The sequence below is a fragment of the Rhodococcus spelaei genome, assembly GCF_006704125.1.
Classification (GTDB): Bacteria; Actinomycetota; Actinomycetes; order Mycobacteriales; family Mycobacteriaceae; genus Rhodococcus_G; species Rhodococcus_G spelaei.
Genome location: NZ_VIGH01000001.1, coordinates 246,436 through 259,674, shown reverse-complemented (window position 1 = coordinate 259,674; position 13,239 = coordinate 246,436). Strand labels below are relative to the sequence as shown.

The 13,239-nt window shown below is 68.2% G+C and carries 8 protein-coding genes; 2 read left to right on the top strand and 6 right to left on the bottom strand.

What is annotated here, in order from left to right:
* Nucleotides 1-44: 44 nt before the first annotated feature.
* From FK531_RS01120 to FK531_RS01100, 5 genes are all read right to left on the bottom strand, one after another.
* Complete coding sequence (locus tag FK531_RS01120) at nt 45-1,823, bottom strand: Ig-like domain-containing protein (protein WP_246097754.1); 1,779 nt, start codon at nt 1,821-1,823, stop codon at nt 45-47.
* Nucleotides 1,824-2,077: 254 nt separating this feature from the next.
* Complete coding sequence (locus FK531_RS01115; RefSeq protein ID WP_142094812.1) at nt 2,078-3,532, bottom strand: glutamate synthase subunit beta; 1,455 nt, start codon at nt 3,530-3,532, stop codon at nt 2,078-2,080.
* Nucleotides 3,525-8,156, bottom strand: coding sequence for a glutamate synthase large subunit (gene gltB / locus FK531_RS01110; RefSeq protein ID WP_142094811.1), 4,632 nt, complete (start codon nt 8,154-8,156; stop codon nt 3,525-3,527). Before gltB ends, FK531_RS01115 begins: the two co-directional genes overlap by 8 nt.
* A gap of 700 nt (nt 8,157-8,856) precedes the next feature.
* Nucleotides 8,857-9,753 carry an esterase/lipase family protein gene (locus FK531_RS01105; RefSeq protein WP_181762768.1) on the bottom strand — a complete coding sequence of 299 codons (897 nt, stop codon included), beginning with the start codon at nt 9,751-9,753 and terminating at the stop codon, nt 8,857-8,859.
* 75 nt (nt 9,754-9,828) lie between these two features.
* A complete protein-coding gene (locus FK531_RS01100; RefSeq protein ID WP_246097752.1) occupies nt 9,829-10,461 on the bottom strand; it encodes a maleylpyruvate isomerase family mycothiol-dependent enzyme in 633 nt (210 codons plus the stop codon).
* Between the two features lie 490 nt (nt 10,462-10,951).
* On the opposite strand from FK531_RS01100, the gene FK531_RS01095 reads away from it, so the two are divergent.
* Nucleotides 10,952-11,425 carry a hypothetical protein gene (locus tag FK531_RS01095; RefSeq protein ID WP_246097750.1) on the top strand — a complete coding sequence of 158 codons (474 nt, stop codon included), beginning with the start codon at nt 10,952-10,954 and terminating at the stop codon, nt 11,423-11,425.
* 126 nt (nt 11,426-11,551) lie between these two features.
* On the opposite strand, the gene FK531_RS01090 is transcribed toward FK531_RS01095, so the two are convergent.
* A complete protein-coding gene (locus tag FK531_RS01090; RefSeq protein ID WP_142095297.1) occupies nt 11,552-12,484 on the bottom strand; it encodes a glycoside hydrolase family protein in 933 nt (310 codons plus the stop codon).
* A 299-nt stretch (nt 12,485-12,783) separates the two neighbouring features.
* Here FK531_RS01090 and FK531_RS01085 point away from each other — a divergent pair, with 299 nt between their 5' ends.
* Nucleotides 12,784-13,203 (top strand): YybH family protein, encoded by a 420-nt coding sequence (locus tag FK531_RS01085; RefSeq protein WP_142094808.1) that lies wholly within the window; start codon nt 12,784-12,786, stop codon nt 13,201-13,203.
* The last annotated feature ends 36 nt before the right edge of the window (nt 13,204-13,239 follow it).

The window sequence follows — 13,239 nt, the reverse complement described above, 5'->3', positions numbered from 1 at the left end:
CGTGCACTCGTCACGCCCCGGGACCGGTCGTGGGTGGTGGGTGGCTAGCTGCCGAACAGGTTGGTCAGCGAACCGGTGTCGAGGCTGCCGCCGCCCGGGGTGCCCGCGGCGGCCACGTTCACCACGGTGGGACCGGAGACGGAGTCCTTGAACCCGTCGCCACCGACGAAGCTGGCGGTGACGCCGTAGGTGCCGGCCGTGTCGAAGGTGTGCGTCAGGCTGGCGACGCCGTTGACGACCGGAACGGGGGCACCGATCGCGGTGGTACCGGACTTGAACTGCACGGTGCCGTTGGCTCCGGCCGGGGCAACGGTGGCCTTGAAGGTCATCGCCTGTCCCACAGCGGCGTTGCCGGTGACCGCGAGCGCGGTGGTGGTGGCCTCGCGGGTGTCGGGCGCCTTGACCGTCACGTCGAACGCGGCCGAGGTGGAACCGGTGAAGCCCGCCGTGCCCACGAACTCGGCGACGACCTTGGCGGTGCCGGCAGTGGTGAAGGTGTGCGACAGGATCGCGACGCCGTCACCGGTGCCGACCGGCGCGGTGCCGACCTCGACGCCGTCCACGCGGAACTTCACGTCACCACCGGTCGGGATCGGGCCGACGGTGGCGGACAGGTTCACCGGGGTGCCGACGGTCGCGGTGACCGGCTCGAGGACGGTGGTGGTGGTGCCCCAGTCGGCGTCCTTCACGGTCAGCGGCGCGGGCGCTGAAGTGGAGCCGTTGTAGCCGGGGGCACCGGTGAACACCGCGGTGAAGCTGTGTGTGCCGGCCGCGTCGAACTTCTTGGTCAGTTTGGCCGTGCCGTTCGCCACGTCGACGGGGGCGCCGAGGGTCGCGTCGCCGTCCTTGAACTGAACCTGGCCCGCGGCGTTGGCCGGGGAAACGGTGGCGGTCAGGTCGACGTCCGCGTTGACGACCGCGGTGGCCGGGACCTGCAGCGTGGTGGTGGTGTCGGCGGTGACGTCGACGGTCTTGGCACCGGACACCGAGTCGTGGAAGCCCGCGCCCGCGGTGAACGCCGCGGTGATGGAGTGCGGGCCCACGGTGTCGAAGATGTGCGAGCGGATGGCGACGCCACCCGAAACGGACACCGGGCCACCGATATTGGTGGCGCCGTCCTTGAACTGCACCGTACCGACCGAGTTCGCCGGCCCGACGTTCGCGGTCAGCGTGACGGTCTCACCGGTCTTCGCGGTGGCGGGCGCTTGCAGGTCGGTGGTGGTACTCACGGCGGGGTCGACGACACGCACCCACGCGCCGGCCGGGTTGGCGCCCGACTGAGTGGAGAACGCGTAGACGTCGAACACGAATCCGGCGTTGTAGTCGCCGAAGGCCTGGGTCGTCGGGATCTTGTAGGTGACAGCGAAGTCCACGTTGTCGAGGTAGCCCTTGGTGCCCAGGATCGGCACCGAACTGCAGCCGCCCCCGGCGCAGACCGCCTTGACGCCCGCGGTGCCCTCGTTGGTGACGGTCGACTGCTTGCTCACCGTGTTCGAGACGTACTCGAAACCGGCGGGCCGGATCTGCCGGATACTGGTCATGTACCGGCCGATGCCGGACTTCTTCCAGATCTTGGCGGTGTAGGTGACGGTGTCGCCCGGGTGGACGACGTTGACACCCGGTTGGGCACGGTCGACCGCGGCCCCGTTCACGGCGGACAGGCTCAGGTTCCACCCGAGGTTGTCCGCCGACTGGTCGCCCGACCACGCGGGCGGCGGATCCGCGGCCGCGGCGATGCCGTTCGTCACGCCGAGCATCAGCCCGGCTGCGGCGGTGGCCGCGATCAACGGTGTCGCGAGGCGACGGGGAAGGGAAATGCGCACTGCATACCTCCTGAGCGGAACCACCGCAGAGGTGGCTCTCGTGTAGTGATCACGGTCACATCTCGCACCGGAGGGTAATCATCACGAAAAGATTGCGAGGAGTTTTCTGGACATTCGTCCATTTCCGGTCAACGTTCATCCAAACGAAGGACACTGGAAGGTCACAGGGCGCAAAACACAACCCGCCGCCCCGGAAGGATCCGGGACGGCGGGTTGCGGTAACTGGTGCCGGGCGACGCTGACCGGCGGGTGACTTACCGCTGGGGAGCGGCGGTCGGGACGATCGGCGACGGCAGCGCGGTGGTGCCACCCTCGAGGTAGGCGTCCACGGCGGCCGCGCAGGAGCGACCCTCCGCGATGGCCCACACGATGAGCGACTGACCGCGGCCCATGTCGCCGGCGACGAACACGCCGGGGACGTTGGTCGCCCACTCGCTCGACCGGGCGACGTTGCCGCGGTCGGTGAGGTCGACGCCCAGGTCGGTGAGCAGACCCGGCTTCTCCGGACCCACGAAGCCCATCGCGAGCAGGACCAGGTCCGCCTCGAGCTCGAACTCGGAGCCCTCGACCTTCTCGAAACGGCCCGCCTTCATCTCGACCTCGTGCGCCTTGAGCGCGGTGACCTTGCCGTTCTCGCCGACGAACTCCTCGGTGTTGACCGAGAAGACCCGCTCGCCGCCCTCCTCGTGCGCCGAGGACACCCGGTACATGAGCGGGTAGGTCGGCCACGGGGTGGAGTCCGCGCGAGCCTCCGGCGGACGCGGCATGATCTCGAACTGGTGCACGATCTCCGCACCCTGGCGCAGCGAGGTACCGAGGCAGTCCGCACCGGTGTCGCCGCCGCCGATGATGACGACCTTCTTGCCCTCGGCCGTGATGGTCGGGGCGTCGAGATCGCCCTGCTGCACGCGGTTCGCGATCGGCAGGAACTCCATCGCCTGATGGATGCCGTCGAGCTCGCGACCCGGGATCGGCAGGTCGCGGGCCTCGGTCGCACCGCCGGCCAGCACCACCGCGTCGAAGTCGGCGCGCAGCTGCTCGACCGAGATGTCGACGCCCACGTTGACGCCGGTGCGGAAGACGGTGCCCTCGGACTCCATCTGCACGAGGCGCCGGTCGATGTGGCGCTTCTCCATCTTGAACTCAGGGATGCCGTAGCGCAGCAGGCCGCCGATGCGGTCCGCCCGCTCGAACACCGTCACCGTGTGGCCGGCCCGCGTCAGCTGCTGCGCAGCTGCCAGGCCCGCCGGGCCGGAGCCGACGATCGCGATCTTCATGCCGGTCAGGCTCGACGTGCGGACCGGCTTGACCCAGCCCTCGTCGAAAGCGCGGTCGATGATCTCGACCTCGACCTGCTTGATGGTGACCGGGTCCTGGTTGATGCCCAGGACGCAGGAGGCCTCACACGGCGCGGGGCACAGCCGCCCGGTGAACTCCGGGAAGTTGTTCGTCGCGTGCAGCCTGTCGATGCCCTCGCGCCAGCGATCCTTGTGGATCAGGTCGTTCCACTCGGGAATCAGGTTCCCGAGGGGACAACCGTTGTGGCAGAACGGGACACCGCAGTCCATGCATCGGCTGGCCTGGGTGCGGAGGGTCTTCGAGTCGAAGTCCTCGTACACCTCCTTCCAGTCCATCAGCCGCAGCGGCACAGGCCGGCGGACCGGCAGCTCACGCGAGGTGTGCTTGAGGAAGCCTGTCGGGTCACCCACGAGCTGCCTCCATGATTGCCTCGTCCACGTCAGTTCCGTTCTTCTTCGCGGTGTCGATCGCCACGAGCACCTTCTTGTAGTCGCGCGGCATCACCTTCGCGAAGTGATTGACCTGCTGAGACCAGTCCGCGAGGATGCGCGCGGCAACCTCGGATCCGGTCTCGTCCCGGTGCCGTTCGACGGCACCCTTGAGCCAGGCGAAGTCCTCGTGCTCGAGATCCTCGAGATCCACCAGTTCGGTGTTGAGGTTCGCCTCGAAGGACTTGTCGGCGTTGTAGACGAACGCGACACCGCCGGACATGCCGGCACCGAAGTTGCGTCCCGTCTTGCCCAGGATCACCACCCGGCCACCGGTCATGTACTCGCAGGCGTGGTCGCCCACGCCCTCGACGACCGCCGTGGCACCGGAGTTCCGGACCGCGAACCGCTCACCCGCGACGCCGCGGATGAGGGCCTCGCCGCCGGTGGCACCGAACAGGATGACGTTGCCGGCGATGATGTTGTCCTCGGCGACGAATCCCGCGGGCGCCTGCAGCGACGGCCGCACGATCAGCCGACCGCCGGACAGGCCCTTGCCGACGAAGTCGTTGGCGTCGCCCTGCAGCCGCAGCGTCATGCCGCTCGGCACGAACGCGCCGAAGCTGTTGCCCGCCGAGCCCGTGAACGTGATGTCGATGGTGTTCTCGGGCAGGCCCGCACCGCCGTGCACCTTGGTCACCTCGTGGCCGAGCATGGTGCCGACCGTCCGGTTGACGTTGGTGATCTTCGACTCGAACTTCACCGGCACGCCGGTGTCGACGGCCGCACGACTCTGTGCGATCAGCTGCTGGTCGAGTGCCTTCTCCAGCGCGTGGTCCTGGCTTCCCGTGCAGTACAGGTCCTGGTCCATGAACGCGGACTCGGTCTGCGCCAGGATCGGCGACAGGTCGAGCTTGGAGGCCTTCCAGTGGTCGAGCGCCTTGGTGGTGTCCAGCGCGCCGACCTGTCCGACCGCCTCGGTGAGGGTGCGGAATCCGAGCTCGGCGAGGAGCTCACGCACCTCCTCGGCGATGAACATGAAGAAGTTCTCCACGAACTCGGGCTTGCCCGCGAAACGCTTGCGCAGCACCGGGTTCTGGGTCGCCACACCGACGGGGCAGGTGTCCAGGTGGCACACCCGCATCATGATGCAGCCGGACACGACCAGGGGTGCGGTCGCGAAACCGAACTCCTCGCCGCCGAGCAGCGCGGCGATGACCACGTCGCGGCCGGTCTTGAGCTGGCCGTCGACCTGGACCACGATGCGGTCGCGAAGACCGTTGAGCAGCAACGTCTGCTGGGTCTCGGCCAGGCCGAGCTCCCACGGTGCGCCCGCGTGCTTGACCGAGGTCAGCGGGGTGGCGCCGGTGCCACCGTCGTGACCGGAGATGAGCACCACGTCGGCGTGCGCCTTGGAGACGCCCGCGGCGACGGTGCCGACACCGATCTCGGAGACCAGCTTCACGTGGATGCGGGCCTGCGGGTTCGCGTTCTTCAGGTCGTGGATCAGCTGTGCGAGATCCTCGATCGAGTAGATGTCGTGGTGCGGCGGCGGCGAGATGAGGCCGACGCCCGGGGTGGACCCGCGCACCTCGGCGACCCAGGGGTACACCTTGTGCGGCGGCAGCTGGCCACCTTCACCGGGCTTGGCTCCCTGCGCCATCTTGATCTGGATGTCGGTGCAGTTGGACAGGTAGTGCGAGGTGACGCCGAAGCGTCCCGACGCGACCTGCTTGATCGCGGACCGTCGCCAGTCGCCGTTCGGCTCCACCTCGAAGCGGGACGGGTGCTCGCCGCCCTCACCCGAGTTCGACCGCGCGCCAAGGCGATTCATCGCGATGGCGAGGGTCTCGTGCGCCTCGGCCGAGATCGAGCCGTAGCTCATGGCACCGGTGGAGAACCGCTTGACGATCTCCGACGCCGGCTCGACCTCGTCGATCGAGACCGGCTCGCGGACACCCTTCTTGAACTCGAACAGGCCGCGCAGCGACGCCAGCCGCTCCGACTGGTCGTCGACGAGCTTGGTGTACTCCTTGAAGATCGAGTACTGGCCGGTGCGGGTCGCGTGCTGGAGCTTGAACACCGTGTCCGGGTTGAACAGGTGGTACTCGCCCTCGCGACGCCACTGGTACTCGCCGCCGACCTCGAGCTCGCGGTGCGCGCGCTCCTCCTTGCGGGGCAGGTACGCCGACGCGTGCCGGACCGCGATGTCCGCCGCGATCTCGTCCAGGCCGATGCCGCCGAGGCTGGAGTTCAGGCCGGTGAAGTACTCGTCGACGAGCTCCTGCGACAGGCCGATGACCTGGAACAGCTGCGCGCCGGTGTAGGAGGCGAGCGTGGAGATGCCCATCTTGGACATCACCTTGAGCACGCCCTTGCCTGCCGCCTTGATGTAGTTCTTGACCGCGTCGTCGAAGGCGATGCCGGTGAGCTCGCCGCCCTCGATCATGTCCTCGATCGTCTCGAAGGCCATGTACGGGTTGATCGCAGCCGCACCGAATCCGACCAGGGTGGCCATGTGGTGCACCTCGCGGGCGTCACCGGCCTCCACGACCAGGCCGACCTTGGTGCGCGAGCGCTCGCGGACCAGGTGGTGGTGCACCGCCGAGGTCAGCAGCAGCGACGGGATCGGCGCGAAGGTCTCGTTGGAGTTGCGGTCGGTGAGCACGATGATGCGCGCGCCGCCGGCGATCGCCTCGGAGACCTGGAAGCGGATGTCGTCGAGCGCCTTGCGCAGGCCCTCGCCGCCGTCCGCGACCCGGTACAGGCCGGGGATGACCACCGAGCGGAAGCCGGGGAACTCACCGTCGTCGTTGACGTGAACCAGCTTCGCGAGGTCGTCGTTGTGCAGGATCGGCTGCGGCAGCGCCAGCAGTCGACAGGACGCCGGACCCGGGTTGAGCAGGTCGCCCTCCGGTCCCAGGCTGCCGCCGAGGCTGGTGACGACCTCCTCGCGGATGGCGTCCAGCGGCGGGTTCGTCACCTGTGCGAACAGCTGCGAGAAGTAGTCGAACAGCAGTCGCGGGCGGGCCGAGAGGACCGCGATCGGGGTGTCGGTGCCCATCGAACCGAGGGCCTCGGCCCCGGTCTTGGCCATCGGCGTGACGAGGACGTTGAGCTCCTCGTTGGTGTACCCGAAGACCTGCTGACGGATCAGCACGCGCTCGTGGTTCATGTGCACGACCTCGCGGGCCGGCAGGTCGGCCATCTGCACCAGGCCGGCGTCGAGCCACTCCTGGTACGGGTGCTCGGCCGCGAGCTGGGACTTGACCTCGTCGTCGCTGACGATGCGGCCCTGCGCGGTGTCGACCAGGAACATCCGGCCCGGCTGCAGGCGGGTCTTGCTGACCACCTTGGCGGGGTCGATGTCGAGGACGCCGACCTCGGAGGCCATGACGACCAGCCCGTCGTCGGTGACCCAGATGCGGCTCGGGCGCAGGCCGTTGCGGTCGAGCACGGCGCCGACCACGGTGCCGTCGGTGAAGCACACCGACGCCGGGCCGTCCCAGGGCTCCATCAGGGTGGAGTGGTACTCGTAGAACGCCCGGCGGGCCGGGTCCATCGACTCGTGCCGCTCCCAGGCCTCCGGGATCATCATCAGCACGGCGTGCTGCAGGCTGCGGCCGCCGAGGTGCAGCATCTCGAGCACCTCGTCGAAGCGCGCCGTGTCGCTGGCACCCGGGGTGCAGACCGGGAAGATCTTGTCGAGCGCGCCCTCACCGAACACGTCGGACGAGATGAGCGCCTCGCGGGCACGCATCCAGTTCTCGTTGCCGGTGACGGTGTTGATCTCGCCGTTGTGCGCGACGCGGCGGAACGGGTGCGCCAGCGGCCACGACGGGAAGGTGTTGGTGGAGAAGCGCGAGTGCACCAGGCCGAGCGCACTCTCCATGCGATCGTCCTGCAGGTCCAGGTAGAAGCCCTTGAGCTGCGGGGTGGTGAGCATGCCCTTGTAGACGAAGGTCTGCCCGGACAGGCTCGGGAAGTACACCGACTCGCGGCCGGGGGCGTCCTGGCCGGCGCCCTCGTTGCCGAGCTCGTGCTCGACCCGCTTGCGGATCACGAAGGCACGCCGCTCGAGGTCCATACCGGTCACCGACGCGTTCGCCCCAGCGACATCCCCCGTCGCTTCGCTCGCCCCGGCCACGAAGAGCTGGCGGAAGGTCGGCATCGCGTCGCGCGCGAGGGCGCCGAGCGAGGAGTCGTCGGTGGGGACCTCGCGCCAGCCGAGGACCTGCAGGCCCTCCTCCACGACGATCTTCTCGACCGCCGCAACGGCCTCGTCGAGGTCGTCGTGGGCCTGCGGGAGGAACGCGATGCCGGTCGCGTAGGCGCCCTCTGCGGGCAGCTCGAAGTCGACCACCGCGCGGAAGAACGAGTCCGGAACCTGGAGCAGGATGCCGGCGCCGTCGCCGGTGTTCGGCTCGGATCCGGCGGCACCGCGGTGCTCGAGGTTCACCAGCGCCGTGATCGCCTTGTCGACGATGTCGCGGCTACGCCGACCGTGCATGTCGACGACGAACGCGACACCACAGGCGTCGTGCTCGTTCGCGGGGTCGTAGAGGCCCTGGGGTCCGGGAGACCGGTGGCCTGGAAGTTGCTTCATACCTAGCCTTCGTGTGCGTCAGATGCACAGACGACCAGCAACGCTGATGGCCATCACGTGGCAATACAAGCGCCGACACAGCGTCGGGTCGGCGCGCCTCGTCAGCGGCGGCGGCGGACGGTGATCGGGATGTGTTCCCGTCTCCGCCGACGTCGCTGACTGACTATCTGGACGGTTGTGTGTCCAGCATGTTCCGAAAACGATAATTCAGGACCCCACTGTTGCGCCAACTTAGGGTAGCCTCTTTCGGCTCCTGACCTCGGCGGAGGCGAGTTGTCCAGCAGGCCCCCACGATAGCCGTCGAGGGTGGTCCGGGCCCGCGAATTCCTGCACTGACCGCCGAATCACCTTGTCCGCGTGGCTAATCGGTCTTAACGACACCTTCCGGCAGTAGATGGTCGACACCAGCGGGCGGTGCAGGTGACGCGCGAGCAACCTCACAGTCCGGCTCGTCGCGATGTGTGCGCCCGGGAGGGGCGAACGCGCCGGTCACGGAATCAGAGGCAGGAATTCGACCGGACATCGACGGCCTCGGCCCGGCAGCGAAGGTGCGCGACGCCGCGCTCGGTGCGGACACCGGGGCCGCAAAACTTGCCCAGAAATGACTACTGACCGCAGCGAATCGTGTCAGCTGCGGTCAGTGTTGACGTAACCATAGCGTGACCGGATCGTGACTTCACGAGAGTGTGGGGAGCGTCACTCAGCGTGCGAGCCGATCGAGGATCCAGCCGGCCGTCTGCGGGCTCGAGCGCAGGCTCGAGTGGTCGACGGCGGGCGCGTCCGGAAAGGCGTCCTCGTACAGGGTGTTCGTCACGCCCGGTTCGGCGATGAACGAGCACGCGGGCGCGGGGGTGGCGAGCTCGTCGTGCGCGGTGGCCAGGACCGAGTAGGAGACCCCGGGTTGGGTCACCGGCCCGGTACCGAACACGTCCTGGTACGCCTGCGAGCCGGGCGCGAACTGGAGCGCGGACGCCAGGTCCGGTGAGAGGTGGCCGAGCAGGGGCGGGAGGAACGGCATCGCCTGCAAGACCTGCACCGGGGTGACCGGCAAGTTGCGAATGCCGTACGCGGCGAGGAAGCCGGCGCCGTCGAAGCCCCGCCCCTCCGGCGCCAGGAACACGGCGTGGGTCACGTTCGGCGCGCCGCCGAGCACCTTCAGGTAGTAATTCGAGACGACGGTGCCGGCCGAGTGCGCGACGAGGTCGACGGTGGCCGCCCCGGTGGCGTCCTCCACCGCCGTGACGAACGCCGCGAGCTGGGTCGCCGAGTCCCGGACGTTCCCGGCCCACCGCTTGCCGTCGACGACGCCGCCCTGGAACACCAGGGTGCAGGCACCGGATTCACGGAGCGCCGACGTCACGGTGGCCCACTGGTCGGCGGTCTGGCTCGTGGTGCCGTCGCCGCCGGGCAGCACGATCACCGGGCGTGGATGCGAATCGGTGGGACGGCAGTCGATCCGCGGAGCCACCACATCACCGGCGGGTACCACGACCGGGTCGACCGACCCCGTGGACGGCGCCGCCTGCGCGGCTGCGCCCGTGCTCACCGCCAGGCCGATTGCCAGCACCGCGAGCACACCCACACGTCGTCCACCCATGTTCAGGCCTCCCCGCCTCGTCCGCGTGACGGACCGAGAGTAGCCCGAATCCGCGGGCATCTCAGCGGACCCGGCTTACCCGCCGGAGCCCGAATCCGCCTGGGGCGCCATCCGTGCCCGGAGGATGTCGACCCCGCTGCCTTCCAATTCGTCGACCGCCGTCACCCGACCGACCATCGCCAGCGCCAACGCCTCGGCCGGTCCACGGACCTCGGGCCCGGTTCCGTGGTCCCACTCGAGGTCGGACGCGACGAACCGGAGTCCTCGGGTGTAGCTGCGCGGACGGGCGAACGGGTCGGGCCGATCGAGGACGAGACGCAGCCGTTCGGGATCGACACGTCGCGACAGCCCCAGGGGTCGCCGGATGTCCTGCTGGTGCACGACATGGTCGGCAAGGGTCAGGCGCGGCGCGTACCGCGCGAACCAGCTCGCGGTCGCCGACGACGCGAGCTGATCGACGAGGTCGTCGGTCGATCCGTCGCGGTGGGTGGCGACGTACCGCTCGTTAACCCGGTCGGCCGACAGATTCCGCACTGCCGCAAGGAGATAACGGGGCATGGAGACGGAGTCCATCGACAGGTGCGTGGCGACGTCACGTACCGACCACCGTCCGCACAGGGACTGCACCGACCATTGGTCGGGGCTCAATGTGCGCAAGAGTTCGACCAGTTCAGCGCGTTCGGCAAGGATGTGCGCCCTTACGTCCATGCGCGCACGTTAACCCATGCGAGACCACACCGCGGTCACCGCGAACCGGATGCCGCTGCGTCACACAGGGCCACCCGACCCGCTCACCGCACAGCGGCGCCTGCCGACGCCGTGGGCGGCCGTCGGATTCTCGACGTTTGTCCCGATTCGGTCCGGACAAACCAGCCACCGGAGAGTTCGAAATGCGTTCGGCTGGAACTGATCCCATACCCGGTCGAGCGAAACGCGGGCGGCGTATCATTCGCGCGGTTGCCGAAGCGCGGCAACGGTCTCGACGGGTGAGGAAACACGAATGGTCGAACGTCCTGAGCAGCTCGCCGGCCGGCGAGCCCGGAGCTCGGTACCCAAGGTACTCACAGCCTGCGTGCTGGCGACCGGAATCACGCTGGGGGGTGTGGGAGTTGCCGGGGCCGAACCTGGTTCGAGTTCCTCATCCACACTGGACGTGGAGTGGGAAGCGTCATGGGCGGCCTACAAGTTCGAGAAAAGCGTGGCAGGCCCGGCACTGGCTACCGTGAACGTCACCCTGCCGATCACCATCAACGCACCCATCGATCGGGTGTTCCCGGCGTACTCGAACCTCTACAACAGCCTCGGACGGCACCCGTTCCTGCGCGGCGTGCTCGACCGCCGCAAGTACACCGAGGGCGGCGCCGACGTCTGGGAGTTCATCGCGCTCGAGGACATCCCGGCGGGCTCGGCGTCGATCCCGGGGCGCACCGTCGGACAGCAGCGGGTGTACGCCGCCGATCACTGGTACAGCACCGACACCTGGGACGCGCCCGGCGTGATCACGCACCAGAAGGTCACCTTCGCCGAGAGCGGCGGCGCGACCACCGTCACCGAACAGCTGACGTTCTCGGCGCCGGCGCTGCTGATCGACTACACCGTGAAGAACGGAGTGTCCTCTCACATCGAGAACCAGCAGGCCATGAAACGCGACATCGAGAACGGCACGATCTAGACACCGATCGCGACAACTGAATGTGATGCGAATGTGGGGCGGAACCCGATCCGGGTTCCGCCCCACACTCAGATCGGACCGACTGCAGCGAGCGCTCGGGCACGCCGACCGCGGCCGGCGGGGTCGTTATGCAGGCTCTCTCATCACGCCGACATGGCGCACCGTCCCGGAAAGGCCGGGAAGCTCTTGCACGGGCGACCAGGTGCTGAGCCCATCCGTGCTGTCGGAATAGAGGTACTTTCCTTCGGTGTAGGCGTCGAGATAAATCCGCCAGGCGCCGTTCGGCAACTGAACCAGCTCTGGGCCCTCCCGCAGCGAGCCCCAATCGCCGGCCGGGACGAATGAATAGGGTCCCGTCACCGACGACGCGACCGCATGCTCGACGACCTTCTTCGTCTCGTTCTTGGTGAACGCGTGATAGGTCGATCCCACCTTGACCACGGTGGTGTCGATGTGGTCCGCGCCGATCCCGGCGAGCGGAACAGGCGGGCTCCACAACCTGAGCGACGGCTCCAACGCCGTCATCAGGTACGGCACGAATCCGCCACCGGTCGACATCGACAGGATGACGTTGACGCGGTCGCCGTCGACGAACCATTCGGGCGCCCAGGCTTTGGTGGTGAACGGCGACAGTGACGGTCCGTCGCTGAAGCCGGCCGACCCCGAGAAGCCCGGCGGGCTCGCGGAACCCGTGCCGTCCCCCGTGCCCGGCTGGAAGGCACAGCAGAACGGGACCGGCCAGTTCCCCAGGAACGTCCAGTTGACGCGGTCACTGCTGCGCGCGAAGCCGATGTTCGCGCCGTCACTCGTCGTGTAGGTGACGTAGTACAACCCGTCTGTGTTTCGGAAGATGCTCGGGTCACGCACCACCCCCGACGGGGGCCGATACGCCGACAGTCGGAGGGGATGGAAGTCAGTGGCGTCCCCCGACTCGTACACGTCCATGTCGCGGTCGCTGGCGTTGCTGAACGCCACCATCGTGTATCGCCACGCGGGCGGTGCGGCGCCGCTGCTCCCCGGGGCCGCGACCAGCAATCCTGCGACAGCGAGCATCACCATCGAAATGGCGGAAACGCACATTCGTTTGGTCAGCCTCACCGGTGCAGTATCTACGACAGCAGGCACTCCGGGTGTCACCTTGGCCGGAGGCGCAGCGGATCGTTACCGACCGCGGTGTGTGACGCCGCGTGCGAGCGGGGGCACCCTCTCAGGTCATCGGAGGAGCGCCGTCCGGGTCGGATGGGCACCGGCCACCGTGGTGGGCGCCACGCCGCGGGCCGTCGCACCGCACCCGCCGCCACGCACGCCGGGATCCGATGCTTGACCTGAACTTCACTTGAGGTTTTAGGCTTTCGCCCATGACCCTCACAACGACGATCGACCTCCCGAATACCAACGAACTCAACGCAATCCGGGCAATCATCAACGATGTGCAGGAGGGCTTCAACAACAACGACGCGAAGCTGATGAACGCACATCTCGCCGAGGACGCCGTAGTCGTCAATGCCCGCGGCGCGGTGCTCGCAGGACGCTCCGCCATCGAGAAGGCGACGGAGGAAGGCCTCGCGGCGGGCTTCCTGAGTGATGCCACCGCCTACTACGAACTGACGGACGCGGCGCTCCTCTCCCCAGACACCATCGCGGCGCGTAAGAACGCGTGGTCGACGCGGAAGGATGCCGAGGACGGAAACCCGCCCGAGATGAATGCGCTGTACATCTTCGTTCGTCGAGCGGACCGTTGGCTCATCTGGAGACGTCAGAACACTGTCGTCGTGTGAGTCCGACTCAATTTCGGACCCTGACCGGCCCGACAA